Origin of the sequence: Methyloligella sp. GL2, from assembly GCF_013341275.1 — a bacterium.
Lineage (GTDB): Bacteria > Pseudomonadota > Alphaproteobacteria > Rhizobiales > Methyloligellaceae > Methyloligella.
Window position 1 is genome coordinate 2862957 of the sequence record NZ_CP054476.1, and the last position, 26045, is coordinate 2889001.

The window sequence follows — 26045 nt, forward strand, 5'->3', positions numbered from 1 at the left end:
CCCGCGCCGGCGCGATGTCCAAACGTCTGTTCAGTTCTCCCCGCTTCATGGCAGGGCTCGGGCAACTGGCGGCTTGGTATATCAAGCTGGTCTATCACTCCGCCCGCATCCGCCGCACGCCGGACGATCTGGACCAAAAGCTGCTCCAGGAAGACCCGCAGATCTTCTGCACCTGGCATGGGCAATTCCTACTGTCGCCGATGATGCGCCCCGATTGGGTGCCGGAGGTGGTGGCCATGGTGGCGCGCCATGGCGATGCGGAATTCATCGCCGCCGCGCTTAAGCCGTTCGGGACGCATTTCGCCCGCGGGGCCGGGGCGGGAGACCGCAAGCGCGACCGCGGCGGGGCGCAGGCCTTGCGCGAGGCAGTGCGGGCTCTGGGGCGCGGCGCCACCATCGTGATCACCGCCGATGTGCCGCCGGGTCCTGCACGCCGGGCCAGCAAGGGGCTCGTCACCATGGCGCAGCTCTCAGGGAGGCCCATGGTGCCGTTTGCCATGGCGACCAAGCATTTCCTTGCCTTCAAGACTTGGAGCGCGCTCACCATCAACCTGCCCTTCTCCACCCTCGGCATTGCCGTCGGGGATGCGGTGCGGGTCAAGCGCGACGCGAGCGAGGAGGAGATCGAGGAGGCGCGGCTTGCCCTCGAAAAGGGCCTGAACGAGGCCATGGCCAAGGCCTATGCCCTGGCCGGGTCGGACGATCCCCTGTCCGAGGCCTATCAGGAGAAGATGAACCGCCCCGGCTTGCTGCTGAAGACCTATCGGGCGCTCACCTTCCTCGGCAAACCCTTCGTGCCGGCGCTGCTCGCCTTCCGGGCGCGGCACGGCAAGGAGGAGACGGAGCACCGGCCAGAGCGCTACGGCATCGCCAGCCTGCCGCGCCCCGACGGTTTCCTGATCTGGTTTCATGCCGCAAGCGTCGGCGAAGCCAATTCCGTGCTGCCGCTGATCGAGACGCTTTCCGAGGCGCGGCCCGACCTGCGCATCCTGCTCACCACCGGCACCGTGACCTCGGCGATGCTGGCGCGGGCGCGGCTGCCGAAAACCGCCATCCACCAATATGTGCCGCTGGACAATCAGGATTATATGCGCCGCTTCCTGCAGCATTGGCACCCCGATCTAGCCGTGCTGATCGAGTCGGAGATCTGGCCCAATCTGCTGTTGGAGGCCAAGCGCGAAAAGGTGCCGCTGGTTCTGATCAACGGGCGAGTGTCGCAGCGCTCCTATCGCCGCTGGCGCCGGCTTTCCGGTCTCAGCCGCCCGCTGTTCTCCGCCTTCAGCCTGGTCTTGGCGCAGAATTCGGTGATGGCGCGAAACTTCACCAAGCTCGGCGCGCCGAAAGCCATCGGGGTCGGCAATCTGAAAGCGGATTCGCCGCCGCCGCCGGCAGATCTTCCCGGCCGCACCGCGCTGGAAGAGTCTCTCGCAGGCCGCACCGTGTTCCTCGCTGCCAGCACCCATGCGGGCGAAGAAGATTTGGTCGCCCGCGCGCATCTTGCCTTGCGCGAGGAGATCCCCGACCTCCTCACCATCATCGTGCCGCGCCATCCCGAGCGCGGGCCTGGCATCGTCAAGGAGCTGCAAGGGCTGGGGCTCAGCTCGGCGCTTCGCTCCCGCGGCGCCCTGCCCTCCAAGTCGATCGACATCTATATCGCCGACACGATCGGCGAGCTCGGCATGTTCTATGCGCAGGCGCCGGTCTCCTTCATCGGCGGCTCGCTGGTGAAACATGGCGGCCAGAACCCGGTGGAGGCGATCAAGCTCGGCTCGGCGGTGCTGACCGGCCCGTCCTGGTATAATTTCCGCGATTCCTATTCGGAGCTGATCGCGGGCCGAGCCTGCATTCAGGTGGAGGACGCCCCCGGCCTTGCCGACGCGGCGCTGGCGCTTTTACGAAATGGCGAGAAGCGCGAGGCGATGATGAAGCGGGCCGAGACCTCCGTTCAGGAGATGAGCGGCGCGCTGGAGAAGACCTTGTCCGAACTGCAAGCCTTCCTGCCGCCGGTGAAATAAAGAGGCACTATGAGACAGACCCCCAGCTGGTGGTACGGGGAGCGGGGCTTGGTTTCCTCGCTGCTTTCTCCCATCGCGACGATCTACGGCAATATGGCCGCGAAGAAATCGGCCGGCGTGACGCCTTACGTGTCGCGGCTGCCGGTGATCTGCGTCGGCAATTACACCGCCGGCGGCGGCGGCAAGACGCCGACTGCCATCGCCATCGCGGACGTTTTGAAGATCGCCGGCGAAACGCCCGCCTTCCTGACCCGGGGCTATGGCGGCAAGGCGGAAGGTCCCACCATCGTCACCACCGATATGGATGCGGCGGATGTGGGCGATGAGCCTTTGCTGCTGGCCGAGCATGCGCCGACCGTGGTCTCAGCCGACCGGGAAAAGGGCGCGCAGGTGATCGAGACGCTGGAGGCGAGCGTCATCATCATGGATGACGGGTTCCAGAACCCGTCGCTGCACAAAGATCTCGCGGTGATCGCCATCGATGCGCGGGCCGGTATCGGCAACGGCATGCTTATCCCGGCAGGGCCGTTGCGGGCGCCGCTGGAGGAGCAGATCGCCAAGACCGACGCACTGGTCGTGGTCGGTGAAGGGACCAAGGCGGATAAGGTCGCCGCGCAAATGATCGCCGCCGGCAAGCCTGTGCTGAAGGCGCGCATCGAGCCGACACAGGATACCCGCTGGCTTTCGGTGCTGCCGGTGATCGCCTTCGCCGGCATCGCCCGGCCGGAGAAGTTCTTCGCCACGCTCGGCCAGGCCGGCGGACGCATCGAGGGCAAGCAGGTCTTCCCCGATCATCACCGCTACACCGCCAAAGAGGCGCAGGCGCTGCTCGATCAGGCGCAGGAGAAGAGCTGCATGCTGGTGACCACCCAGAAAGATTGGGTGCGGCTGCCGGACGACCGCGAGACGCCGCAGGGCGAGCTGAAATTCCGCTCCCGCCCGCTTGCCATCGCCATCCGCATCGGCGACGAGGCGGCGCTGGGCGACCTTGTAATGGCTGCGGTGAAGACGAAGCGCGGGGCTTAGTTTCACAGCGACCGCGTCCCTCTCCTTCGTAATGCCCGGACTTGATCCGGGCATCCACGCCGTTACAGCGCAGCATATGCCAGCGCGCATCGCTTACTTCCGCGCAAGCCGAGAGGCAACGGCATGGATTGCCACCCGGATCCGGCTTCGCCGGTCCGGGCGCAGGCTCACGTCAAGCCCGGCAATGACGATGATCTTGGAAATGGGCAGAACCCAACTCCGCTACTTCGCGTGGGTCTCGCGGTAGCGCTGCAGCGAGGTGGCGGCGTCGAGATAGGGCTCCTGCAGCTCGACGCTCCAGTAGCGCAGCTCCTCCAGCGGGATCGCCTTGCCGGTGACGGCGCAGCGCACGAAATCGCCGGGCGAGAGCACCTGCACCTCGCCATCGAGATATTTCAGCTTGGCTTCGCCTTTGAAGCCGAGACGTTCGAAGCGATTCATCACGGGTGGAAGACTTTCTTACGCTGAGCCGATGGATTTTCGCCGAACACCATAGCGCCCGAAATGCGAAACCGCCAGATCGCCGCTAAAGCAGGGTGCCCTGCTTGTCCGGCGTTTTATCGGGCGATTTACCGGACGGCTTCGATGCGGATTTCGCCGTCTCGGGTTTTGTCGGCGCTTTGGCCTCGGGCCCGGAATGCTCAGGGCGGGAGGAACTCCCGCCCTTTCGGTCCGCCACGGCTTCCTCGGCCCGAGCCCCTACATGGCCATCGGCAAGCTGGATATCAAGCAGTTCGCCGGAATGAATTCGGCTGGCACTGCGGACCACGGTGCCGGCCTCGTCGCGCACCAGAGCAAAACCGCGGGCCAGCACATTCTCCGGACCGAGCGAACTCAGGAGCTTGGCCTGCTCCTCGAGGCGGCGGCGCTTCAGCTTCGTTTCGGCGATCAGCCCGCGCGCCATGTCGCGGCTGCCGACATTGAGCCGGTCGCGTGCGGTGCGCAGCTTTCCGGACAGAAGATGCGGCCGGAGCCGCGCGGCCCGCTCCAGATGCCTTCGATGCTCGCGCGCATTGGCGAAGAGCGAGGGCGGCAGGCGGCGAGCCAGCGCATCGAAATGCTGGCGCGGCGCGGTAATGAGTTGGGAGAGGCGCGGCAGCCGGGTCGCGGTCGCCATGTAGGAATGACGGGCGCGGTGGATATTGGTGCCAAGGCCCCGAGCGAGCCGCGCGGCAACGGCATCGAAATGCTGCCGCGGCAGTGCCAGGATCGCTGCCGCCTTGGGAATACCGCGGGAGGCGGCAAGGAAGCGGCTCTTATGCCCCTCCACCCCCCGGCGGAGATGGCTGAGCATGCGAAGCCCATAGCCGGAAATCTGCAAGGAGAGGTCGGCGCGCACCGGCACGGCGCGCTCGGCGGCGGCAGTCGGCGTCGGGGCACGGTGATCGGCGATGTAATCGATCAGGGTCCAGTCGGTCTCGTGGCCGACGGCGGAGATCAGCGGAATGGTGCTTGCTGCCGCGGCACGGGCCACCTCCTCCTCGTTGAAGCCCCAGAGATCCTCCAAGCTGCCGCCGCCACGGGCGACGATGAGAAGATCGGGGCGCGGGAAAGCCCCGCCGGCGCCAACCGCGTTGAAGGCCTCGATGGCAGCGGCGACCTCGGCTGCACTGGTCTCGCCCTGCACCCGCACCGGCCAGACGATGACATGGCTGGGGAAGCGGTCTTCCAGACGGTGCAGGATATCGCGGATCACCGAACCGGTGGGCGAGGTGACGACGCCGATCACCCGCGGCAGGAAGGGCAGCGGTTTTTTGCGCGCCTCGTCGAATAGGCCCTCGGCGGCGAGTCTTTTCTTGCGCTCTTCCAGAAGTGCCATCAGCGCGCCGATGCCGGCGGGCTCGAGCTGCTCGATGACGATCTGATATTTGGAGCGGCCGGGATAGGTGGTGATCTTGCCGGTGGCGATCACCTCCAACCCCTCTTCCGGCTTGAACTTCAACCTTCCATAGGTGGAGCGCCAGCACACCGCATCGATCGCCGCCTTCTCGTCCTTCAGGGTGAAATAGGCATGGCCCGAGGCGTGCTGGCCGCGGAAGCCGGAAATCTCGCCGCGCAGGCGCACATGGCCATAGGCATCCTCCACCGTGCGCTTTAAGGAGAAGGCGAGCTCGGAGACGGAGTACTCGACGAGGTTGCTTTTGAAATCGGTCGAATCGGGCATTCCACAGCCTGGCTTGGTTTTGCGCCGGAAAGCGCGCTAAGAACGCGCGGGCGCGTTCGGCGAAACTAGCAAGCGCGCGGATAAAACAACAGGCGAGGAGCGTAAAGCGTTGAAGGTTCTTGTGATCGGATCGGGGGGACGGGAGCACGCGCTGTGCTGGAAGCTGGCGCAGTCGCCACTGCTGGAGACGCTTTACTGCGCGCCGGGAAATGCCGGCATCGCCAAGGTCGCCGAATGCCTTGCACTGGATGCCGCCGACCACGAGGCGGTGATCGCCTTCTGCAAGGAGACCGATATCGGCTTGGTGGTGATCGGGCCGGAGGCGCCGCTGGTGGCGGGGCTGACCGACGATCTGGAAGCGGCCGGCATCAAGGTGTTCGGTCCCTCCAAGAACGCCTCCCAGCTGGAAGGCTCCAAATACTTCACCAAGGCGCTTTGCGACTACGCCAAGATCCCGACGGCGGCTTACGGCAAGTTCGACACCGCTTCGGAGGCCCGCACCTATCTGGAGACCCACGATCTGCCGGTGGTGATCAAGGCGGACGGGCTCGCCGCCGGCAAGGGCGTCACCATCGCGCACGATGCCGGCCAGGCCTTGCGGGCGATCCATGCCTGCTTCTCCGGCGAATATGGCGAGCCCTGCTCTGTGGTGATCGAGGAGTTTCTGGAGGGCGAAGAGGCGAGCTTCTTCGTCCTCACCGACGGCAAGACCATCCTGCCGCTGGCCACGGCCCAGGATCACAAGCGCGCCTTCGACGGCGATGAGGGGCCGAATACCGGCGGCATGGGGGCCTATTCCCCTGCCCCGGTGATGACCGATGCGGTGATCGCCCGCACCATGAAAGAGATCATCGAGCCCAGCGTTGCGGCGATGGCCAAGGTGGAGATGCCGTTCAAGGGCGTGCTCTATGCCGGGCTGATGATCGAGGACGGGCAGCCGAAGCTGATCGAATACAATGTCCGCTTTGGCGACCCGGAATGCCAGGCGTTGATGATGCGGCTCGATTCAGACCTGCTGCCGGCCCTGCTGGCTGTGGCCGAAGGCAAGCTGGAGGATGTCTCGCTCGATTGGCATGACGGCGCCAGCCTCTGCGTGGTGATGGCGGCGGAGGGCTATCCCGGCGCTTACGAGAAGGGCTCGGAGATCAAGGGGCTGGATGCGGCCGATGCCGAGCCGGACGTCACCGTGTTCCATGCCGGCACCAAAGCTGATGGGGACAAGGTACTGGCCAATGGCGGGCGGGTGCTCGGCGTCACGGCGCGGGGGGCTTCCATCGAGGACGCCCAGAAAAAAGCCTATGCGGCCGTCGCCAAGATCGACTGGCCGGAAGGTTTCTACCGCAAGGATATCGGCTGGCGGGCTTTGGGGCGGTAGGCACGCTCTGCTTGCAACTTATCGTGCATTCCCGCTAGAAGCGATCTTCTTAGGATGGGAGGATCGACTTATGGATGTGAAGATCAAGACCTTTGACGTTGATATGAACGTCAAGAACAATGGCGTGGAATTCGAAGTTCGTCGGCCGAACGGCGGTGAGCATCTCGGCGACCTTATTCTACAGAAGGGGCATCTGGTCTGGTGCAAAGGGCGTACGCATCGAGAAAATGGCGTCAGAATTACTTGGCAGAGGTTTATCGATTGGGCAGAGAACCTTTAGGCACAGCTCCAACTACGCCCCTCGTCGTCATGCCCGGACTTGACCCGGGCATGACGAAGGAGAGAGGGACGAGGCCCGTTTCCCCTGCTCCGTCATACCGGCAACAGCCGGTATCCAGCTTCAAGCGCCGAGCCGGCCTGCTGGATTCCGGCTTGCGCCGGAATGACGCCCCTCGTGAGAAAGGCGCCGCAAGCGGCGCGCCTCGGGGTGACCGTTTCGGACAGTCACGCCCTCCTCGAACACGCAAAAATTTCGCGTCAGATGGAGCTATTAAGGTGAACGCTAAATCTTTGGTCACGCTTTTGTGCAATACCGTTGCCAAACACGGGGGATACCCCTATCTACGGCTCAAAGCTTGACTTCTTGTTTCGGAGAGTTTGATGGCGCGCTATTTCAGCGACCGGACCCTTGCATCTTTGCTCGCAACCAGCGCGTGCGCTGTGCTGATCTGGATGCTGTCCATGCCGGCCACGGTCTGACCGGCCAGGACTTCGCCTTTTCGTCTTTTTTCAAGCCCGCTTTTTAGACGCGTGCACAAGGCAATTGCGCCTAGCGCCGGGCCTCGAAGAAGCGTTTCAGCAAGGCGCTCGCGCGGCTCTCTCCGATCCCCCCATAGACTTCCGGCGCATGATGGCAGGTGGCCTGGGTGAAGAGCCTGGGGCCATGCTCCACCCCGCCGCCTTTCGGATCGTATGCCCCGAAATAAAGCCGCCTTACCCGCGCGAAGGAGATCGCCGCCGCGCACATGGCGCAGGGCTCCAAGGTGACGTAGAGATCGCAATCGGTCAGCCGTTCGGAACCCAGCTTGGCGGCGGCTTCGCGGATCACCATCATCTCGGCATGGGCGGTGGGATCATTCAAAGCCTTGCCGCAATTCCCCGCCGATGCCAGAACCTCGCCTGAGGCGCTGACAAGCACGGCGCCGACCGGCACCTCGCCGCGCTTTGCAGCGGCTTCCGCCTCCGCCAAGGCCAGGTCCATCGGGCTTTCGCCTGCGAGGGGCCGCATCTTAGGTTTCGCTTCCAACTTGGGTTCCATGGGAAAAGACATGCGCCGGTCAGACAATCAGGGTCAAGAGACGGGTGCGCCCGAAGGTCAAGCGCCGAAGAGCGCGGGCGAGAGCATGCGCATCGCCAAGGCCATCGCCCGGGCGGGGCTTTGCTCGCGGCGCGAGGCGGAGAAGTGGACGCTCGAGGGGCGCGTGGCGGTGAACGGCAAGGTGCTCGAGGGGCCGGCTTTCGTGGTCTCTCCCGGCGATCAGGTCACCGTCGACGGCAAGCCCCTGCCCGCGGCCGAGCTGCCGCGGCTTTGGCGCTATCACAAGCCGAAGGGGCTGGTGACCTCGCATCGCGACGAGCAAGGCCGCAAGACGGTGTTCGAAGCTTTGCCACCGGAGCTGCCGCGGGTGATCTCCATCGGGCGGCTGGATATCGCCACGGAAGGCCTCTTGCTGCTGACCACGGACGGGGCCATCGCCCGGCATTTGGAGCTGCCGGCCACAGGGTGGCTGCGCCGCTACCGGGTGCGAGCCTACGGGCATGTGACCGATCAGGCGCTGGACGAAATCCGGCAAGGCGCCGTGGTGGACGGGATCGCCTATGGCCCGGCCGAGGCGGAGATCGAGCGCGAGCGGGGCGACAATGTCTGGCTCACCCTCGGGCTTCGCGAAGGCAAGAACCGCGAGGTGAAACGGCTCTTGGAGCATCTGGGGCTGAAGGTGAACCGGCTGATCCGCATCTCCTTCGGGCCGTTCAGCCTAGGGGATATGGCGCCTGGCGCGGTGAAGGAGGTGGAGCCGAAATCGCTCGCCAGCCATCTCGGCGTGGAGCTGGCCAAGGAGCTGGGGCTACGCCAGCCGACCAAGCATGGCGACCGCAAGCCGGCGCCCCATCGCCGCCAGGACACGCGCGGCACCGTGCCGAAACCGGAGTCCAAATCGCGAAAGCCCGGTTCGAAGCCCCGGAGGGCGAAGCGCTAGATGCGGATCATTGCCGGCAAGTTCAAATCCCACAGCCTGCAGGCACCGAAGGGCGATGCCACGCGGCCGACCTCGGACCGGGTGCGTCAGGCGCTGTTCAACGTGCTGGAGCACGGCATCGGATTCGATTTCGAGGGGGCGCGCGTGCTGGACCTGTTCGCCGGCACCGGTGCGCTGGGGCTGGAGGCGCTGTCTCGCGGGGCCAAGTTCTGCTGCTTCATCGACGAGGCCTCCGCCGCGCGGGCGGCGATCCGCAAGAATGTCGAGACGCTGGGCCTGACCGGTGCCACCAAGATCTGGCGGCGGGATGCCACAAGGCTCGGGCCTGTGGGCACGCTGGCCCCGTTCGATCTCATCTTCCTGGATCCGCCCTACGGTAAGGATTTGGGGGAAAAAGCGCTTCTGAGCGCCTATGACGGCGGCTGGCTGAAGCCGGATGCCATAGCGGTGCTGGAGGAGCGCGCCGGCACCGAAATTCCTTTGCCTGCCTCATTTTCGGTTCTAGACCGGCGCCGCCACGGCGATACCGAGGTCAGCGTTCTTGGGCAAAACTCCACCGACCCCACATGAGTGTTGGCCCCGCCGCCAAAGCTATGATTTAGTTTCGGCGTTGGGGCTGTTGTGTAGGGGGTTGCCTTGATGCGGCGTAGGTATTGGCTCAGTTCCTTGTTGGCGCGGTACCCCCAGATCCGGCCCGGGCATCTTGCACTTTTTGCTCTGGTTTTTCTCGCCCCGCTCCTCGCCACACTGTCTCCCGCGAGCGCCTTCCAATCCGGCAATTGGTACGGCAACGCCAATTACGAGGATGACGGCAGTTTCCGCGACTGCACCATGACCGCCACCTATCAGAGCGGCATCACTCTCGGCTTCATCATCAGCCGCGACTACGATTGGGGCATGGTGCTGGTGAACGATGGCTGGAACCTCAAAGTGGGCAGCGCCCAGGACATCAGCCTGGAGATCGACGACCGGCCCAAGATTTCCGCCATCGCCAAGGTGATCGATTCGAAAGGCATCGTGATCCCGCTGGAGAATTCCGACGAGGTGCTCGACGCCATGCGGCACGGGCATCTGCTGACCGTGCATACCGGCTCTGGCGATCTGGAGTTCGAGCTCCACGGCAGCTCGACGGCAATCCAGGCGCTGGCCACTTGCGTGAAGCAGCAGCTGGCCATGGAGAAGAATGGCGGGCCGGGCGGCGGCGCCTTCGCCGATCTGCAAGCGGAGCCTGACGAGGCGGAGGCCGACGACACCAAGCTGTTCCATGGCAGCGAGGCGATCGTGTTTGCTTCCAACCTGCTGGCCGATGCCGGGATCACCGACTACACGATGCTGGATCCGGACAAGAATCCGCTGAGCGGCTTCGACGTGGTCTGGACCTACAGCAACGGGCTGATCGGGGCGCTGACCGGCTACAAGAACATGCAGGATGTCGATCTCGACGAGGCGGCTGACATCATGATCAGCGACGATGCCAAATCCTGCACCGGCAATTTCTCATCCGGCAAGAAGATGGCCGGTCCGGTCGGCTCGGTGAATATCCGGCGGCTCTATACGGCCTGCCGCGGCGATGCCGATCCGATCGAGATCCACTACACGCTGTTCAAGACGCCGGCCGGCCACATCATCCAGATCGCCCATATCCGGCTGGACGACAAGCAAGTGCCGCCGGACGAGCTGGCCAATGCGGACGATGCGTTTCTGGCACCGCCCGTGGTCGGGGATATGTAGGGCGGCTTCGCCTCACTCCTGTCCCAGAGCCTTGGCGAGCTTCGCTTGCTCGGTGATCTTGACGAAACCGTCGCCGCAGCGCTTGGCCTCGATCTCACAGAAAACCCCAGTCTTTCCGTTCAGGGTGAGCGCGGCATCGAGATTGGCGCGGCTTGTATAGAGGCCGTAGCGGATATCGGCGTCCTTATCGGTGATGGAGAGGATGTCGAGACGCTTGCGGTAGCGTTTGATCCATTGCCCGTCGCGGCCGCGGAGGTCCCAGCCACAGCTGCTGGCATTGCAGGGAATGACGGCGTCGAGATCGTCGCCAGCCTCGGCGATGGAAAGGCGTTCTCCCGTGCTGGCGGATTTCCAATAGATATCGCCGTCCGGGTCTTGGGTTTCCCAGACGCCGGTCTGCGGGTTCTTCACATCGATCACGACATGGGAATACGGCCTCTCAGGGCGTCCGGTGCCGAACATGGCGACGGTGCGCACCTGGTAGCCGAGCGCCGTCAAAATACGGCCGAAGAGGTGAGAGCGGGTGCTGCATTCCATATGGGCGCGCTCGTTGGAGCGGCCCTCGGCGTGGGCGATGATCTTGCGGAGATAGGGGCCGGTGTTCGGGGCGGAATGCATGGCCCAGAACTCGTCGTCGACCAGGTGACGGCTATGGTCGTTGAGAAAGCCGCGGATGCGGTCGATCTTGGCGTGGAAATCCTCGGCGGCGCGGTCCATATCGCCGACGGCAATGACCTTCTCCAGATCGGCGGCGAAGCGCTTCTCGGAGACAAAATCCTTCACCAGCCCGGCACCGATTCCGGTCGACGCGGCAAGCGCGAGAATGGCTGCGATGCCGACCAAAGGCCGGCGCGTGGCCTTGCGCAAGCTCATTGGCTCTACGCCTCAGAAGAGCTACCCCACGGATAAGACTACCACTTTTCGGGCAAAGCGAGACGTCTCTAACGTCGCGCGAAGAGCTTCTCGATATCGGCGATGGAGAGTTCCACGTAGGTGGGCCGGCCGTGATTGCACTGGCCGGAGAACGGCGTGCTCTCCATATCGCGGAGCAGCGCGTTCATCTCCTGCGCGTTGAGACGGCGGCCGGCGCGGACGCTGCCATGGCAGGCCATGGTGGCCAGCACGTGATCGAGCTTTTCGCCGAGCAGCAGGGCCTGGGCCTCGTCGTCGCCAAGCTCGTCGGCCAAATCGTTCACCAGCCCCTTGATGTCGCCCTGGCCGAGCAAGGCCGGGGTTTCGCGCACGGCGATAGCATTGCCGCCGAAAGGCTCGATCACCAGACCCAAGCGCTGCAGATCGTCAGCGGCGGCCAGCAGCCTTGCGCAGCGCTCCTCGTCCAGCTCGACGATCTCCGGGATCAGCAGGCCCTGGCGGGCGATGCCGCCATTCGCGATGGATGTCTTCAGCCGCTCATAGACCAGGCGCTCATGGGCGGCGTGCTGATCGACGATGACGAGAGATTGCTCGGTCTCGGCGATAATGAAGGTCTCGTGCAGCTGGGCCCGCGCCGCGCCGAGTGGGAAATCCTGCGGCACCTCTTGCGGGGTCTCAGACGGCGCAGGACGCTCGGCGAGCGCTTGGGCGGCCTCGGTATAGGGGCGGCTATCGACGCTCGGCGCATTCAGCGTCCCGAGCGGGGCCTGATAATCCCGATAGGCTTGATAGTCGGGGCGTGGGGACGGTGCGCCGCCTTCACCGAAGCCGCCATAGCTCGTCGGCGCGGGCCGAGGCCAAGACGTGTCGCGCCCGGCGGATTGGGTCAGCCGCGACAGCGCCACCTGGCTAAGGCTCGCCGTGGCGCGGTGACCGGCGGCGGCCAGCGCCTCGCGGAGGCCCGCGATGATCAGCGAGCGCACGGCTTGCGGCTCGCGGAAGCGCAGCTCCGCCTTGGCCGGGTGGACGTTCACATCCACCTCCTCCGGCGGCAGGTCGAGGAACAGCACCAGCATGGGATAGCGGCCGGCGGGAATGTAATCGCCATAGGCGCCGCGCACCGCGCCGGTGAGCAGCTTGTCCTTCACCGGACGTCCGTTGACGACGAGATATTGCTGCAGGCTGGTGTTCTTGTGCAGGGTCGGCAGGCCGGCGAAGCCGCGCAGCCGCATCGAGCCCCGCGCCACTTTCACCGGCAGCGCATCGCGCACAAAGTCGTCGCCCAAGATGCGGCCGACCCGGTCGAGGCTGTCGTCCAACAGGCCGGGCTGGCAGGCGGGCATGCGAAAGCTGGCGCGCTCGCCCAGCGTCAGGCTGAAGGCGATCTCCGGATGGGCGAGGCTCAAGCGCTTGACGCAATCGGAGATGGCGCCGCTCTCGGCCCGTTCCGACTTCATGAATTTCAGCCGCGCCGGGGTGGCATAGAAGAGATCGCGCACCTGCACCTCGGTGCCGGCGGGAATCGGCGATGGCTTCAGCGCAGCTTTCTTGCCGCCATCGACGGTGATCTCGAAGGCCTCCTGAGCCCCTTCCGCCCGGCTTTGGATGGTGAGCCGCGCCACCGCGCCGATGGAGGGCAGCGCCTCGCCGCGAAAGCCGAGAGTAGCGATCTGCTGCAGGGTCTCGTCGTCGAGCTTGGAGGTGGCGTGGCGCTCCACCGCGAGCTGCAGATCCTCAGCGTTCATGCCGCGGCCGTTATCGGTGATAGAGATCAGGCCGAGCCCGCCGCCGGTGGCGGCAACGTCGATGCGGGTGGCGCCGGCATCGATGGCGTTTTCCACCAGCTCCTTCACCACGCTGGCCGGGCGCTCGACCACCTCGCCGGCGGCGATGCGGTTCACGAGGCCGGGCGGGAGCTGGCGAATCGGTCTTAGGCTTGATGACATGGGTTCAGAAGTATCGAATCTGCGGCCCGGTTCCTAATCCGGGACGGGTCTTTTGCACCGCTTCTCCCCAGGGCGATGCCGGCGTCATTCCGGCTCAAGCCGGAATCCAGCTTTTCGATGGACGGTGCGTAAGGCTGGATACCGGCTGTTGCCGGTATGACCGGTGCCTTGAAGCTCGATCGTCATGCCCGGCCTTGTGCCGGGCATCCACGATTTTGGAGAAAGCAGCGCTGTTACGTGGATGGCCGGGACACGCCCGGCCATGACGGGAGAGACTGGCGCGGGCGCCATAGAGCACGGCTGGTCCTCCCCCCTAAAAGGGGGGAGCGAGAGGGGGGTCACATTGGCCTGAGAGCACCGGCCAGCGCTGCCGACCCCCACCCCGGCCCTCCCCCTTCCAGGGGGAGGGGGTAGGCCGTGCCGCTCCTCTTTGTCGCCATCCCCGGGCATGACTTGAGCCTGCGCCCGGACCGGCGAAGCCGGATCCGGGGGGGCCATGCCGTTACCCCGCCGCTTGCACCGGAGTGTCGAAGGAGCGCTGGTCGCGTTGAGACGAAACGGCGTGGATGCCCGGATCAAGTCCGGGCATGACGAAGGTGCTTTGAGCGAGGCTAGAGAACCAAAATGACCCCTAAGCCCCCAGATACTGCCGGGTGAGGATCTTGCCCGCTTCCACCGCCGGCTGGTCGAAGGGATCGACGCCCAAAAGATGTGCCGAGAGGATGGTCTCGAGCATGAAATGCATCATCAGCGCGCCGAGGGTTTCGGCATCCAGGGTCTCGATATCCATGGTGCGCACGGCCCGGCCGGCATCGATCAGGGCCTGGGGAATGGCCTTCTGCTGGGCAGCGACGAGATCGCCGGCGCATTTGCCGGCGAGATAATCGGCATTCGCCAGCTTGGCGAGATCGGGCGCGATGCGCGGTCCGGCGCCGGCGCCGCCGGGGCGGAGCACGGTGATCAGATGCTGCGGCGCGCCGTCGAGATAGAGCTGCAGCTGGCTGTGCTGATCGACCGGGCCCAAGGCCGCGACGGGCGTGGTCCCCTTCCCGTCCTTGCCGAGGCTCTCGCCCCAGAGCTGCACGAACCAGGCGGCGAAGCGGCCGAGCCGGTCGGAATAGGGCATCAGCACGCTCGCCTTGATCCCCTTCTCCTTGGCAAGGCCGATCTGGACCGCAGCACCGATGGCGGGGGCGAAATCGGCCGGCTCGCCATCGGCCATCATGGCGGCGATGACGGAGGCGGCGCCTTCGCGGATCTTCACCGGATCGATGTCGCGGGCGAGCGCGGCCAACAGCCCGGTATTGGTCAGCGCCGAGAAGCGGCCGCCAATGCCGGTATCGTGGTCCAGAACCGGGATGCCGTAGGCTTCGCACAGATCGCGCAGGCCGTTCGTCTTGCCCGGCATGGCCGGCTCGGTGAGGCCTAAGAACAGCTCCGGCATCTTTTCCTCGAGCCCGTGGGTCCGCACTCTCTCCATCGCCGCAATGGCCTGGGTCAGGGTCTCGGGCGTGCCGCCGGATTTGGAGATCAGGATGAAGCGTGTGGTCTCGAGATCGAGCCGGGCGAGGCTCAATTCCAAGGTCCGCGCATCGAGATTGTCGTAGAAGCGGGTGCGGGGGTTGGGGCCGTTACGGTCGCCATTATCGCCGGGGATCGACCAGCCGCCATACTGAGCGATGGTCTGTCCGCCGAGGCTGGAGCCGCCGGTGCCGAAGAAGACGATGGTCTTGGCGCCTTGCGCCAGACGCTGAAACGCCTCGACCATGGGCGGGATGTCGTCGCGCCGCTCGGCGACGCGCAGGATCGGCAGGCTGCCGGACTCGTATTCCTCGTGCAGCTTGTGCATACGCGGCTTGAGCCGGTCGAGATAGCTTTCGAAGGCGAGCGGACTGAGGCCGCCCTCGCCGATCCCCGCTTCGAGACAAGCTTCCACCGATTGCACGAATGCCATGATCGTTCGTCCCCTCAAGGTTTTGGCGTGAGTGCTCTAGACGCGGCTTCGAGACGCGCGTTCGCCCTTATCCAGCGAGTGCTTGGGGCGGCATCTCGGCGGGCTTGCCGACGATGGTGGTGATCAGCCGGTCGGCATGGAGCATGCGCTTGGCGACGCGAGCGACATCGTCGAGGGTGACGGCGTCGATCAGGGCGTTGCGCTCATCGACATAGTCGACGCCGAGCCCTTCAAGCTCCAGCCAGAGCAGCTGGTTGGCGATTGCCGCGGAGGAGTCGAAGCGAAGCGCATAAGCCCCGGTGAGATAGCGCTTGGCGCCATCGAGCTCGTCCTCGGTGGGGCCGTCGGCGGCGAGGCGTTCCAGCTCGGTCTGGATCACCTGCAGCGACTGGCCAACCGCCTCGTTCTTGGTGGCGACGCGGCCCATGAAGACGCAGGCATGGGCGAAGGGGAAAAGGTGGGAATTGACCGAATAGGCCAGCCCCCGCTTCTCGCGCACCTCCTCCATCAGGCGGGAATTAAACCCGCCGCCGCCGATGATGTAGTTGAGGATATAGGCGGGCAGAAAATCCGGGTCGGTGCGCATGATGCCGGCCTGGCCGAACTGGGCGATGGATTGCGGGATATCCATCTCGATGACCTCGCGGAACGGGCCTTCCGCCGGGGTCGCATCGGGAATGGCCGCAAGCTCGGCGGTCTCCGGCAGCGCGCCGAAGATGCGGTCGAGATCCTTGGCCAGGGTCGCCGCGTCGATATCGCCGACCACGACGATGGTCAGATTGTCCTTGGCGTAGACCTTGTCGGCATAGGCGCGCAGATCTGCCGGCTCGACCTCGGGAATGGTGTCGAGGCTTCCCTTCACGGGCCGTGCGTAAGGGTGGCCCTTGAAGGCGGCACTGGTCCAGGCGCGCGAAGCGATATTCACCGGGTCGTTCTGATCGAATTTCAGGCTGGCGAGGATCTGCCCTTTCACCCGCTCGGTGGCATCGGCGTCGAAGCGCGGCGCGGACAGCACCTTGGCGAGAAGCTCGAAAGCGGCCTCGCGGTTCTCGGTCAGGGTCTGGAAGCTGCAGGTGATGACGTCGCGGGCGGTGTCGAAATCCATATGGATGGCCAGCGACTGCTCCAGCTCCTGATAGGCGGCGGCGTCAAGATCGCCGGCGCCCTCGTCCATCATGCCGGTGACGAAATAGGAGAGGCCGTCCTTGCCGTCAGGATCTTGCGCGGCCCCGCCGCGGAAGGCGAAGCGGAGCGCGACGAGCGGATTGTCGTGGGATTCGACCAGGAAGGCTTTGATGCCGCCTGGGCTTTCGATGCGTTGAACTTGCATGGGCGGGACTAGCTATGCGGCAAGGGATTGAGCGGCCGGCTCGAGAATGCCGGTCACGGAATTCTCGTCGGTGAGATAGGTGCGGGCGACGTCGGCGATCTCCTCCGGCGTCACCTTTTTCAGCCGGTCGGGCCAGGCCTCGATCTGCTCCAGGGTCATACCGGTGGCCATGCGCCATCCGTAATGGCGGGCCAGGCTCTGATGGCTGTCGGCGGCATAGATGAACTGGGCGAGATAGGCATTGCGGGCCCGGTCGAGCTCGGCTTGGGTGACGCCGTCGCGCTTCAGATCCGCGATGAAGCGGGAGAGCGCGTCATCCAGCTGTTCGGCGGTGACGTTCTCGGCCGCCACGCCGTAAAGCGCCAGACGCCCGGAATCGAGCCCGGTATCGGCGTACCAGCCGCCGGCGGAGGCGGCGATCTTCTCCTCAACCACCAGGCGGCGATAGAGCTTGCCGGCGGTGCGCGCGGAGACGACCCGCATCATCAGATCCAGCGCCTCGGCCTCGCCTGGCTTAGTCGCGGAATTATAGCTCGGCACGCGGTAATGGCGCTGCACGGTGATGCGGCCGGCGCGCGGATCGGCCAGGCGGATGGTCTCGCCCTTCGCGTGGGGCGCTTCGGGCGTGCGCTTGCGGAGCCCAAGCTCCGGGTTGGGCGCATGCTTGCCGTAGGTCTCTTCGGCGAGGCGGCGCACCTCTTCCGGCTCGACATCGCCGGCAACCACCAGGATGGCGTTGTTCGGCGCATAGAAGCGCTTATAGAAGGCCAGCGCATCGTCGCGGGTGAGCTTGGCGATCTCGTTTTCCCAGCCGATGATCGGAATGCCGTAAGGGTGGGTCTCGAACAGGGCGGCCATCACCTTTTCCTGCAGGATGCTGCCCGGATCGTTATCGACCCGCGAGCGGCGCTCCTCCAGGATCACGTCGCGCTCGGTCAGGGCCGATTCCTCCGACAGGCGCAGATTGGCCATGCGGTCGGCCTCCATGGCCATGACCTTGGGCAGCCGATCCTTGGCGACGCGCTGGAAATAGGCGGTGACGTCGTGGCTGGTGAAGGCGTTATCCTCGCCGCCATTGCGCGCCACGATCTTGGCGAACTGGCCGGGGGGGATCTCTTCGGTCCCCTTGAACATCAGATGTTCGAGGAAATGGGCCACGCCCGACGCGCCCTTGGGGTCGTCGGCGCCGCCCACCTTGTACCAGAGAATCTGGGTGGCTACGGGCGCGCGGTGGTCGGGAACAACCACGACCTGCAGCCCGTTGTCGAGCTGGAACTCGGAGATTTTCGGCGAAGGTTTCTGCATATCGGGCCAACGTTTAGCACGGAACGGCCCAGAGTTTCATCATTCGCCTGCAGGGGCCGGCTGCTCGTTGCATTTGGGGCCGAAAGTCCAATCACCCTCGGTATGGGCGTTCGCGTCGCAGGGCCGCGTCGCGACATCGGGTGGTGGAGGCTCGACGGGTGCGCCGATCGGCTTGATGCAGAACACGTGTCCGGTGACCGGGTTCACCTCGGCGATCTCGCATTTCGGCTTTTCGTCCTCAGCATGCGCGGGCGCAGCCAGGGCGAGCGTCAGAAACGCAAGGGTGGGCACGGCTTTGATCAGACAATTTCGCATCGTTCCTCGCAAACAGATGGGATCTCGCGCGCCGCCCGTTCAGACGCGGGCGCAGACATCCGGCTTCACGCCGAGCTTACGGGAAATGGAGGGGCCGTACTTGTACGAACCCGCTATGCCGTTAAGAGCCTTGATAGGTCCCGGCGCTCGGATGGAACGGATCGTTGTTCTCCGGCACGGTTCCCGGAGGCTTGTAAGGCTCCGGCGCGCGCTTCTTGGTCGCCGAGCGGTTGACCGGCGGCGTCGGATCGGCGGGATCGGGCGAGGGAATATCGCTAACCGCCGCCTCTTTGGTCTTGTTGCCGCCGAAGATCTTATCCAGCAGGGTTTCCTTGCCGGCATAGGGGTTCAGCGGCTCGGTGGAGGCGGCCTTCTGCTTCTCCGCTTCGGCCTGCTTCTCGACCAGCTGCTGGCGGGCGATCTCAGGATCGGTGGGCCAGTTGGGCTGGGAAGCGGCATTGCCGGAGCCGGGCGGCGGCAGATAATTGGTGTTGGGCGGGATCACCAGCGGGGCACGTTCGGACATCTGGGTGTCCTCTTGCTTCCGCTCGCCGGAAAGCCCCGCATAGTCGAAGATCTTGCCCTGGAATTCGACACCGCCGCATCCGCCAAGGGCCAGCACGGAGGGCACCAGGCAGGCAGCGAGCAGCCCACGCGTCATGCGTGCAGCAGCATCGATCCTCGCTTTGGTCTGGGCTTGCCCCACGTTTCCCTCGTATCCAGCGCAGAAATTGGCTCAAATCCCCGCTTTTCCTACATGTTAGAGGGGTTTGAGACCTTTTTATGGTTGCCGAAAAATGAGTCATAAAGCAGTCCGATGACCCCGGCAACCACGGCACAGTCAGCAACGTTAAAGACGTACCATTCGAAGCCGAAGGCATGCAGCGCGTAGAAATCGGCCACTGCGCCATAGGCGATGCGGTCGATGGCGTTGCCGATGGCCCCGCCGATGATCAGTCCGAGCGAGATGGCGGCAAGGCGCGAGGGCACGCGGGCGAGCCAAATCCCCAGCCCCAGCGCAACGCCGAGGGCGAAGATAATCAGCATCCAGCGGCCGAAGGCGCCGTCCTGCTGCAGGAGCCCGTAGCTGATGCCGCGGTTCCAGACCATCACCAGGTCCAGGAACGGCGCGACGGCGACCGGCGCCTTGTCCTCAATGCCATAGACGAAAAGGAACCAGAGCTTGTTGGCCTGATCGGCGATGACGATGGCGGCGGCCACGGCAAGGCCGAGACCGCAATAGGTTCGTGCGCCGACCTCAGCGCTTGTCTCTGTCTCGGCTACCATGGACGGCTATCCTATTCGGCCGCGGCGGCACGGCGGGCGTCGAACTGACGGACCGCCTCCGCATCGCGCGGGGAGAGATCGGGAAATTCCGGATCGGCGCCGACATCGGGCGAGATCTTCCAGGAGCGGGCGCATTTCTTGCCCACCGCCTCGATCACCTCGACGGCAACGCCCGGCACTTCGCTGAGACGGAAAGCGCCTTCCGGCCCCTCGCCTTCGATGATCTCCGCACCGCTGGTGATGAAGATCTCGGCCGGATCGAGGCCTTCGAGGCTGGCGCGCATGGCATCGTCGGCGATGTAGACCTTGGGCGCGGCATCGAGACTGGCGCCGATGCGGCGCTCTTTACGCTCGATTTCCAGGGCGCCGGTGACGGCACGGCGGAGGCTGCGCAGCTGCTTCCATTTCCCGGCCAGCGCCTCGTCGCGCCACGTGTCCGGGATATTGGGGAATTGGCGAAGATGCACCGAGTTGTCCTCGCCGGGGAAGCGGTTGAGCCAGGCTTCCTCCATGGTGAAGCAGAGCATCGGCGCGAGCCAGGCGGTAAGCGCCTCGAACAGGATATCGAGCACGGTCAGCGCCGAGCGGCGCACGATACTGTCGTGAGGCTCGCAATAGAGCGCATCTTTCCGGATGTCGAAATAGAAGGCGGAAAGATCGCCGACGCAGAAATTGAACAGCGCATGGAAGATGCGCTTGAAGTCGTAGGCGTTGTAATTCTCGCGCACGAACGTATCCAGCTCGGCGAGCCGGTGCAGCATGTAGCGCTCCAGCTCCGGCATCTGCGACGGCTCCACGCGCAGCTCCTCGCGGTAATGGGCGAGATTGCCGAGCATGAAGCGCATGGCGTTGCGGAGCTTGCGGTAGGAATCCACATTGGCCTTGAGGATCTCCGGGCCGATGCGCAGATCCTCCCAATAGTCGGAGGACATGGCCCAAAGCCGCAGGATCTCCGCGCCGGACTGCTTGATGACATTCTCCGGCGCTACGGCGTTGCCGGCCGATTTCGACATCTTGCGGCCCTGCTCGTCGACGAAGAAGCCGTGGGTGACCACCGCCTCGTAAGGCGCGCGGCCGCGGGTGCCGCAGGCCTCCAGCAGCGAGGACTGGAACCAGCCGCGATGCTGATCGGAGCCTTCCAGATAGACGTCGGCCGGCCATTTCAGATCGGGGCGGTGCTCCAGCACGAAGGCATGGGTGCAGCCGGAATCGAACCAGACATCGAGGATGTCGTCGACCTTCTCCCAATCGTCCGGATTGTCGACCACCCCTTCCAGGAACCGCTGCTTGGCGCCTTCGGCGAACCAGGCATCGGCGCCCTCCTGCTCGAAGGCGGCAACGATGCGGTGCTCCAGCATCTCCGACTTGGCGAAGCCGGCACCGGGGATCACCTCGCCGGTCTCGGCGTGGCGGAAGATGGTGATGGGGACGCCCCAGGCGCGCTGGCGCGAGACCACCCAGTCGGGCTTGCTCTCGATCATGCCGCGCAGGCGGTTCTCGCCGGCGGCGGGCACGAAGCTCGTGCCGCCGATCGCTTTGAGCGCCCGATTACGCAAGGTGTCGCCGTCCCCGCCGAGCGCCTTGTCCATGGCGATGAACCATTGCGGCGTATTGCGGAAGATCACCGGCTTCTTGGAGCGCCAGGAATGGGGATAGTCGTGGCGAAGACGCCCGCGGGCGACCAGATTACCGGCCTCGACCAGCGCCTCGATCACCGCATTGTTGGCATCGCCCTTCTCGCCCTTATCGTCGATGACGCGCTTGCCGGTGAAGCCGTAGGCCTCCTCGGTGTAGAAGCCGTCGGCATCCACGGTGAAGGGGATGGCCGGGTCGATGCCGCGGGCCTGAAGCTCGGCCTTACTGTCTTCCCAGAGCACAAAGTCTTCCATGCCGTGGCCCGGTGCGGTGTGCACGAAGCCGGTGCCGGTCTCGGCGGTGACATGCTCGCCGGGCAGCAGCGGCACGTCGAAATCGTAGCCGAGCTCATGCAACGGATGCTGCACCGCGCCTAGGCTAGCGGGATCGACATCGCTCATGCGGGTCCAGCCCTCGATGCGGGCGGCATTTTCCAGATTCTCGGCCAGCACATCGGCGAGGATCAGCTTGTCGCCGGGCTTCGCCCAATTGTCCTCCGGCGCGGCGGTCACCTCGTAGAGCCCGTAGCGAATATCGGGCGAATAGGCGATGGCGCGGTTGCCGGGGATGGTCCAGGGCGTGGTGGTCCAGATCACCACGGCGGCGCCGGACAGCTCGCCCTCGGCCTGCACAAGCGGGAACTTCACGAAGATGGTGTCGGAAACCACCTCCTGATACTCGACCTCGGCCTCGGCCAGGGCCGTCTTCTCTACCACCGACCACATCACCGGTTTGGAGCCGCGATACAGCGTGCCGTTCATGGCGAATTTCATCAGCTCGCGGGCGATGATCGCCTCGGCTTCGAAAGCCATGGTCGTATAGGGGTTGTCCCAATCGCCGACGATGCCGAGGCGCTGGAATTCCTTGGACTGAATCTTGACCCATTTCTCGGCGAACTCGCGGCAGACGCGGCGGAAGGAGTTGATCGGGATCTCGTCCTTGTTCTTGCCCTTGGCGCGAAAGCCCTCTTCCACCTTCCACTCGATGGGCAGGCCGTGGCAGTCCCAGCCCGGCACGTAGGGAGCATCCTTGCCCATCATGCCTTGCGAGCGGGAGATGACGTCCTTCAAGGTTTTGTTCAGCGCGTGTCCGATATGAAGGTTGCCGTTGGCGTAAGGCGGGCCGTCATGCAGCACGAACTTGTCGCGTCCCTCGGCCTCCCGGCGCAGGCGATCGTAGAGCCCGATCTTTTCCCAGCGGGCGAGGATTTCCGGCTCGCGCTGGGGCAGACCGGCCTTCATCGGGAAGTCGGTTTTGGGCAAAAACAGGGTTTCGCTCCAATTGCGCTCCGCCTGCTCGCCGTTCCCCGATTGAGACGGCTGTGGTTCTTGCGGCTTTTTTGAGTCAAGCTCAGTCATGGATACTTGGGGGTTTGAGTGGTTTTGGAAAATTGGCTTGAGACGATGAGCTTGGCCGTATCGGCTTGGGCTCTGCCCTTCGCGGGAACCGCCCCTGAGACCTCGTCCGGCAAGACGCGGGAGGAGGCGTCTCAGGCGCCGCAACTGCCTGCGCTCTGGTCGCCGGAAACATGGATGGCTCAAGGCCAGCAATTTCAGCCCGGGCAAACCTCAGGCTGGCCATCCATGCCATGGATGGCGCTGGAGAACCAGACGCCACCGGAGCCGGAGCCGAGCTTCCCCACGGTTTTCGATTGGATGGCCGTCTGGATGCCGAAGCCGCCGGAGCCGAAGCGGACGCCGATCGAAGAGTTCTGGGCGCAGTTCCTGCCCCAATTCCAGCCGCAGCAGGCCGCGCCGTCGCTTTGGGGCCAGCCATCGTCGCCGGATAAGCTTTGGATGAGCTTTTGGACCTCAATGCAGCCGCAAGAGATACAGCGCAACTGGCAGGCCGTCTCCACCTGGATGCAGTTCTGGCAGACGCTGTGGCCCTGGCTGATGCCGTGGCAGAAACAGATGCTGCTTTCGGCGCCGGGCGCCAATCCGTGGATGCAGATTTGGGCTTCGACCTCGTCGCTGTCGCCGTGGCAGCCGACATGGAAGCCATCATGGAAACCGTCGGGGCAAGATACGCCGTTCGGCATGCCGCCAATGGCCAATTTCTGGGCCGCAGCGGCCACGCCCTGGTGGCGCCCGGACGGCTCATCGCGCCCAGGAACGTCGCAAAGCTCATAACAGCGGCCTTAGGGTCGCGTTCCGGCGCTTCACACTTCGCCATTTCGGTGTGCTCTATCCCGCTTATCCGTCCGGGTTTTCCGGGCCGTGGTGTCCCGCCTTCTAGCAACGGCGCTGCCGACAATCCAGTAGGGTAACGCGCGGCGGCGATCAAACCGGCGTGGCCGGCGCCTTGGCCAGAATCTCGGCAATCTTGGCGCAATCGTCGTCCATCTGGGCCGAAAGCTCTTCGGGCGTGTCGAATTTGCGGTCGTCTCGAACCTTCTCGATGAACTCGATCTCGATATTCTTGCCGTAGAGATCGCCTTCGAAATCGAGGACATAGGCCTCGAAAGTCGGCGCACCGTCGCCGAAGGTGGGGCGCGGCCCGACATAGCCGGCGCCGCTATAGATCTCGCCTTCGACATTGACCCGGACCGCATAAATGCCGTGGGCGATCTCGTTGCCCGGCGCCAGTGGCAGATTCACGGTGGGAAAGCCGAGCCCGGCACCGCGGCCGGCACCCGATTCCACGTTGCCGCGCATGCGCCACCAATAGCCGAGCGTGCTGGCGGCCAGCCGCATATCTCCTTTGGCCAGCGCATCGCGCACCTGGCTGGAGGAGAGGATGGCGCCGTCCTCGGTCACCGCCGGAACCACGGAAACCTCGAAGCCCAGCCTCTCGCCGAACTTGGCAAGGGTTTCGGGGTCGCCGCTGCGGCCCTTGCCGAAGTTGAAATCGTGGCCGACGACGATATGGCTGGCACCGAGACCACCGGCGATCACCTCCTCGGCGAAACGCTCCGCGCTATAGCCGGCGAAATCGGCATCGAACGGGATAACCACCGCCAGATCGAGGCCGAACTCCTCCAGAAGCTCCAGCTTCACATCCACCGGGGTGAGCTCGAAGAAGGGCTTATCGGGGGAGAAGAAGCGACGCGGATGCGGATCGAAGATGATCGCCCCCGACTTGCCGCCGGAGGCCTTGGCAAGCGCCTCGGCCCGGCCAAGCAACGCTTGATGACCGCGGTGAACGCCGTCGAAATTGCCGATCGCCAGGGCCGCGCCTCGCGCAGAGGCAGGCACGTCCTGCCAGCCGCGGACCACATCCATTCTTATTCGTCCTTCAGCCTTGCCGGTCGTCTTACCGGCCTTCGTCTCGCCCCAGCCTTGTTCTCGCCGGGCTCACTCTTAGGCCTGTTCCTTGCGGTCGACCATCACCACGGCCTGACCAGTGATCACGGGCTTACCGTTTACGGTGCATGCGCAGTCCAGCACCACGCGGGACTTGGCCGCATCCAGGCTGGCGATCTTGACCGTCGCAGTGACCTCGTCGCCGAGATAGACCGGCGCGCGGAACTTCATATCCTGAGACAGGTAGATACAGCCAGGCCCCGGGAGCTTGGTGCCGAGCACGGTGGAGATCAAGGCGCCGGTCAGGAAGCCGTGAGCGATGCGTTTCTTGAACATGGTGGTCGCCGCAAAGCCCTCGTCGACATGAACCGGGTTCACATCGCCCGACAGGACGGCGAAACGGTCGACATCCTCCGCGGTGATGACCTTGGAATAGCTGGCCTCCATACCCGGAGACAAATCTTCAAAATAATAGCCGTGGCCGAGGGCTGCCTCAGCCGGCACCGCGTCATCGCTCATGGATTGATCCTTACCTCTGGTCGGTCGGCGCGCAAAATAGCCAAGCCCCTTGCCGACTGCAAACGTCTCGGCGCCGCGCAGGCGTTAAGCCGGCGTCAAACTTAACCGTCCGTTCATGGGCGGAGCGTAGGATTTTCAGCAATTGCCGCTCCAATCGGGGAGTCGGGGGAATGAATAAAGCACTGGCCTCCGCGGCCACAAGACAAGGCGTGCTCGGCGAAATGCGGGGCATGGGATGGGAAATGAGTGTCGATCCGAATATGTCGGTCCTCGTCGTCGACGATTACCGCACCATGGTCCGTATCATCCGCAATCTGTTGAAGCAGCTCGGCTTCACCCATGTGGACGAGGCCTCCGACGGGACCTCGGCGCTGGATATGATGCGGCACAAGCAATACGGGCTGGTGATCTCCGATTGGAATATGGAGCCGATGACCGGCTATGAGCTGCTGCGCGAAGTCCGCTCCGACATGGACCTGGCCAAGACGCCCTTCCTCATGGTCACCGCCGAATCGCGGGCCGAGAATGTGATGGCCGCGCGCCAGGCCGGCGTGAACAGCTACATCGTCAAGCCCTTCAACGCCGCCACGCTGCGCACCAAGATCGAATCGATCTTCGGCCGCTAGTCCGAAAGACATCGCCATGAGCCAGCAGACCGGTCGTTGCGACGACCGCTATATCGGAGGCTGCGAAACGACAGCCGCCGAGATCGGCAAGCTTTGCTACGCGCTGAAGGAGCTGGCAGGAATCCGCAGCACGGCGGAGACGGCTGCGACTGCGATCCTGACCGCCTGCGAACGGATTCTCGAAGCTTGCGAGAGCGAAACGCCGGAAAAGGCGAAGGAGATCGCCGAAGAGGCCGTGATCGAGATCATGACCTCGTGCAGCTTCGACGATCAGGTGGGACAGGCCTCGACGCGGGCGCAAACCGCCTTGAAAGAGGCGAGAGGGGCCTTGCTCAAGGCGCTGCCGACGGCGGAGACCCACGAACCGCGCGAGGATGACGAGCGGCTGGATCAGTCGCTGGTCGATAGTCTCCTCGCCAAGGGAAGCGACGGCGCCTAGCG

The 26045-nt window shown here is 64.7% G+C and carries 24 protein-coding genes; 10 read left to right on the forward strand and 14 right to left on the reverse strand.

The genetic code is table 11. The features are described 5' to 3' along the window. Positions 1-14 precede the first annotated feature (14 nt). Positions 15-2015, forward strand: a complete 2001-nt coding sequence (locus tag HT051_RS13350) for a glycosyltransferase N-terminal domain-containing protein (protein WP_174542492.1) — start codon at positions 15-17, stop codon at positions 2013-2015. Positions 2016-2024: 9 nt separating this feature from the next. Then, a complete protein-coding gene (gene lpxK / locus HT051_RS13355) occupies positions 2025-3041 on the forward strand; it encodes a tetraacyldisaccharide 4'-kinase (RefSeq protein WP_174542493.1) in 1017 nt (338 codons plus the stop codon). A gap of 222 nt (positions 3042-3263) precedes the next feature. Here lpxK and HT051_RS13360 read toward each other — a convergent pair whose 3' ends face one another. Then, a complete protein-coding gene (locus HT051_RS13360) occupies positions 3264-3482 on the reverse strand; it encodes a DUF2093 domain-containing protein (protein ID WP_174543024.1) in 219 nt (72 codons plus the stop codon). A gap of 85 nt (positions 3483-3567) precedes the next feature. After that, positions 3568-5205, reverse strand: coding sequence for an exodeoxyribonuclease VII large subunit (xseA, locus tag HT051_RS13365; RefSeq protein ID WP_174542494.1), 1638 nt, complete (start codon positions 5203-5205; stop codon positions 3568-3570). A 109-nt stretch (positions 5206-5314) separates the two neighbouring features. Between xseA and purD the strand changes: the two genes are divergently transcribed. Both purD and HT051_RS13375 read left to right on the forward strand, forming a co-directional pair. Next, the gene (gene purD, locus HT051_RS13370) at positions 5315-6580 is read left to right on the forward strand and encodes a phosphoribosylamine--glycine ligase (protein WP_174542495.1); all 1266 of its coding nucleotides are present in this window, start codon (positions 5315-5317) and stop codon (positions 6578-6580) included. A gap of 70 nt (positions 6581-6650) precedes the next feature. Next, positions 6651-6860, forward strand: coding sequence for a hypothetical protein (locus HT051_RS13375; protein ID WP_174542496.1), 210 nt, complete (start codon positions 6651-6653; stop codon positions 6858-6860). A 549-nt stretch (positions 6861-7409) separates the two neighbouring features. Here HT051_RS13375 and HT051_RS13380 read toward each other — a convergent pair. Beyond that, the gene (locus tag HT051_RS13380) at positions 7410-7868 is read right to left on the reverse strand and encodes a nucleoside deaminase (RefSeq protein ID WP_246810097.1); all 459 of its coding nucleotides are present in this window, start codon (positions 7866-7868) and stop codon (positions 7410-7412) included. 40 nt (positions 7869-7908) lie between these two features. On the opposite strand from HT051_RS13380, the gene HT051_RS13385 reads away from it, so the two are divergent. From HT051_RS13385 to HT051_RS13395, 3 genes are all read left to right on the forward strand, one after another. Next, complete coding sequence (locus HT051_RS13385) at positions 7909-8838, forward strand: pseudouridine synthase (protein WP_371740587.1); 930 nt, start codon at positions 7909-7911, stop codon at positions 8836-8838. Then, positions 8839-9408: a 16S rRNA (guanine(966)-N(2))-methyltransferase RsmD gene (gene rsmD / locus HT051_RS13390; RefSeq protein WP_174542498.1), complete on the forward strand. Its 570-nt coding sequence runs from the start codon at positions 8839-8841 to the stop codon at positions 9406-9408. Between the two features lie 99 nt (positions 9409-9507). Continuing rightward, entirely contained in the window at positions 9508-10569 is a 1062-nt protein-coding gene (locus HT051_RS13395; protein ID WP_174542499.1) for a hypothetical protein, read from the forward strand. Positions 10570-10581: 12 nt separating this feature from the next. Here HT051_RS13395 and HT051_RS13400 read toward each other — a convergent pair whose 3' ends face one another. From HT051_RS13400 to ileS, 9 genes are all read right to left on the reverse strand, one after another. After that, positions 10582-11442 (reverse strand): hypothetical protein, encoded by an 861-nt coding sequence (locus HT051_RS13400; protein ID WP_174542500.1) that lies wholly within the window; start codon positions 11440-11442, stop codon positions 10582-10584. A 68-nt stretch (positions 11443-11510) separates the two neighbouring features. After that, the gene (gene mutL / locus HT051_RS13405; protein WP_174542501.1) at positions 11511-13388 is read right to left on the reverse strand and encodes a DNA mismatch repair endonuclease MutL; all 1878 of its coding nucleotides are present in this window, start codon (positions 13386-13388) and stop codon (positions 11511-11513) included. A 631-nt stretch (positions 13389-14019) separates the two neighbouring features. Then, on the reverse strand, positions 14020-15342 hold the full coding sequence (locus HT051_RS13410) for a glucose-6-phosphate isomerase (RefSeq protein ID WP_174542502.1): 1323 nt from the start codon (positions 15340-15342) through the stop codon (positions 14020-14022). 67 nt (positions 15343-15409) lie between these two features. After that, positions 15410-16672 (reverse strand): pitrilysin family protein, encoded by a 1263-nt coding sequence (locus HT051_RS13415; protein ID WP_174542503.1) that lies wholly within the window; start codon positions 16670-16672, stop codon positions 15410-15412. Between the two features lie 12 nt (positions 16673-16684). After that, the gene (locus tag HT051_RS13420) at positions 16685-17977 is read right to left on the reverse strand and encodes a pitrilysin family protein (RefSeq protein ID WP_174542504.1); all 1293 of its coding nucleotides are present in this window, start codon (positions 17975-17977) and stop codon (positions 16685-16687) included. A gap of 39 nt (positions 17978-18016) precedes the next feature. Next, positions 18017-18292 (reverse strand): hypothetical protein, encoded by a 276-nt coding sequence (locus tag HT051_RS13425; RefSeq protein WP_174542505.1) that lies wholly within the window; start codon positions 18290-18292, stop codon positions 18017-18019. Positions 18293-18413: 121 nt separating this feature from the next. Next, positions 18414-18953 carry a hypothetical protein gene (locus HT051_RS13430; protein ID WP_174542506.1) on the reverse strand — a complete coding sequence of 180 codons (540 nt, stop codon included), beginning with the start codon at positions 18951-18953 and terminating at the stop codon, positions 18414-18416. Positions 18954-19045: 92 nt separating this feature from the next. After that, positions 19046-19579, reverse strand: coding sequence for a signal peptidase II (gene lspA, locus HT051_RS13435; RefSeq protein WP_174542507.1), 534 nt, complete (start codon positions 19577-19579; stop codon positions 19046-19048). Positions 19580-19590: 11 nt separating this feature from the next. After that, a complete protein-coding gene (gene ileS, locus HT051_RS13440) occupies positions 19591-22572 on the reverse strand; it encodes an isoleucine--tRNA ligase (protein ID WP_174542508.1) in 2982 nt (993 codons plus the stop codon). Between the two features lie 45 nt (positions 22573-22617). Here ileS and HT051_RS13445 point away from each other — a divergent pair, with 45 nt between their 5' ends. After that, on the forward strand, positions 22618-23346 hold the full coding sequence (locus HT051_RS13445) for a hypothetical protein (RefSeq protein WP_174542509.1): 729 nt from the start codon (positions 22618-22620) through the stop codon (positions 23344-23346). 150 nt (positions 23347-23496) lie between these two features. Here the strand turns inward: HT051_RS13445 and HT051_RS13450 are convergent, their stop codons facing one another. Both HT051_RS13450 and HT051_RS13455 read right to left on the reverse strand, forming a co-directional pair. Continuing rightward, the gene (locus tag HT051_RS13450; RefSeq protein ID WP_174542510.1) at positions 23497-24438 is read right to left on the reverse strand and encodes a bifunctional riboflavin kinase/FAD synthetase; all 942 of its coding nucleotides are present in this window, start codon (positions 24436-24438) and stop codon (positions 23497-23499) included. Between the two features lie 78 nt (positions 24439-24516). Continuing rightward, positions 24517-24978, reverse strand: coding sequence for a MaoC family dehydratase (locus tag HT051_RS13455; RefSeq protein ID WP_174542511.1), 462 nt, complete (start codon positions 24976-24978; stop codon positions 24517-24519). A 242-nt stretch (positions 24979-25220) separates the two neighbouring features. Here HT051_RS13455 and HT051_RS13460 point away from each other — a divergent pair, with 242 nt between their 5' ends. Both HT051_RS13460 and HT051_RS13465 read left to right on the forward strand, forming a co-directional pair. Beyond that, positions 25221-25604 carry a response regulator gene (locus HT051_RS13460; RefSeq protein WP_174543026.1) on the forward strand — a complete coding sequence of 128 codons (384 nt, stop codon included), beginning with the start codon at positions 25221-25223 and terminating at the stop codon, positions 25602-25604. A gap of 16 nt (positions 25605-25620) precedes the next feature. Next, positions 25621-26043, forward strand: coding sequence for a hypothetical protein (locus HT051_RS13465; RefSeq protein WP_174542512.1), 423 nt, complete (start codon positions 25621-25623; stop codon positions 26041-26043). The last annotated feature ends 2 nt before the right edge of the window (positions 26044-26045 follow it).

Excerpts from the sequence above, each read along its gene's own strand:
- HT051_RS13350 (WP_174542492.1), top strand. The coding sequence starts at position 15 with ATGTCCAAACGTCTGTTCAGTTCTCCCCGCTTCATGGCAGGGCTCGGG.
- lpxK (WP_174542493.1), top strand. The coding sequence starts at position 2,025 with ATGAGACAGACCCCCAGCTGGTGGTACGGGGAGCGGGGCTTGGTTTCC.
- HT051_RS13360 (WP_174543024.1), bottom strand. The coding sequence starts at position 3,482 with ATGAATCGCTTCGAACGTCTCGGCTTCAAAGGCGAAGCCAAGCTGAAA.
- xseA (WP_174542494.1), bottom strand. The coding sequence starts at position 5,205 with ATGCCCGATTCGACCGATTTCAAAAGCAACCTCGTCGAGTACTCCGTC.
- HT051_RS13375 (WP_174542496.1), top strand. The coding sequence starts at position 6,651 with ATGGATGTGAAGATCAAGACCTTTGACGTTGATATGAACGTCAAGAAC.
- HT051_RS13380 (WP_246810097.1), bottom strand. The coding sequence starts at position 7,868 with ATGCGGCCCCTCGCAGGCGAAAGCCCGATGGACCTGGCCTTGGCGGAG.
- HT051_RS13385 (WP_371740587.1), top strand. The coding sequence starts at position 7,909 with ATGCGCCGGTCAGACAATCAGGGTCAAGAGACGGGTGCGCCCGAAGGT.
- rsmD (WP_174542498.1), top strand. The coding sequence starts at position 8,839 with ATGCGGATCATTGCCGGCAAGTTCAAATCCCACAGCCTGCAGGCACCG.
- HT051_RS13400 (WP_174542500.1), bottom strand. The coding sequence starts at position 11,442 with ATGAGCTTGCGCAAGGCCACGCGCCGGCCTTTGGTCGGCATCGCAGCC.
- mutL (WP_174542501.1), bottom strand. The coding sequence starts at position 13,388 with ATGTCATCAAGCCTAAGACCGATTCGCCAGCTCCCGCCCGGCCTCGTG.
- HT051_RS13410 (WP_174542502.1), bottom strand. The coding sequence starts at position 15,342 with ATGGCATTCGTGCAATCGGTGGAAGCTTGTCTCGAAGCGGGGATCGGC.
- HT051_RS13415 (WP_174542503.1), bottom strand. The coding sequence starts at position 16,672 with ATGCAAGTTCAACGCATCGAAAGCCCAGGCGGCATCAAAGCCTTCCTG.
- HT051_RS13420 (WP_174542504.1), bottom strand. The coding sequence starts at position 17,977 with ATGCAGAAACCTTCGCCGAAAATCTCCGAGTTCCAGCTCGACAACGGG.
- HT051_RS13425 (WP_174542505.1), bottom strand. The coding sequence starts at position 18,292 with ATGCGAAATTGTCTGATCAAAGCCGTGCCCACCCTTGCGTTTCTGACG.
- HT051_RS13430 (WP_174542506.1), bottom strand. The coding sequence starts at position 18,953 with ATGACGCGTGGGCTGCTCGCTGCCTGCCTGGTGCCCTCCGTGCTGGCC.
- lspA (WP_174542507.1), bottom strand. The coding sequence starts at position 19,579 with ATGGTAGCCGAGACAGAGACAAGCGCTGAGGTCGGCGCACGAACCTAT.
- ileS (WP_174542508.1), bottom strand. The coding sequence starts at position 22,572 with ATGACTGAGCTTGACTCAAAAAAGCCGCAAGAACCACAGCCGTCTCAA.
- HT051_RS13445 (WP_174542509.1), top strand. The coding sequence starts at position 22,618 with ATGAGCTTGGCCGTATCGGCTTGGGCTCTGCCCTTCGCGGGAACCGCC.
- HT051_RS13450 (WP_174542510.1), bottom strand. The coding sequence starts at position 24,438 with ATGGATGTGGTCCGCGGCTGGCAGGACGTGCCTGCCTCTGCGCGAGGC.
- HT051_RS13455 (WP_174542511.1), bottom strand. The coding sequence starts at position 24,978 with ATGAGCGATGACGCGGTGCCGGCTGAGGCAGCCCTCGGCCACGGCTAT.
- HT051_RS13460 (WP_174543026.1), top strand. The coding sequence starts at position 25,221 with ATGAGTGTCGATCCGAATATGTCGGTCCTCGTCGTCGACGATTACCGC.
- HT051_RS13465 (WP_174542512.1), top strand. The coding sequence starts at position 25,621 with ATGAGCCAGCAGACCGGTCGTTGCGACGACCGCTATATCGGAGGCTGC.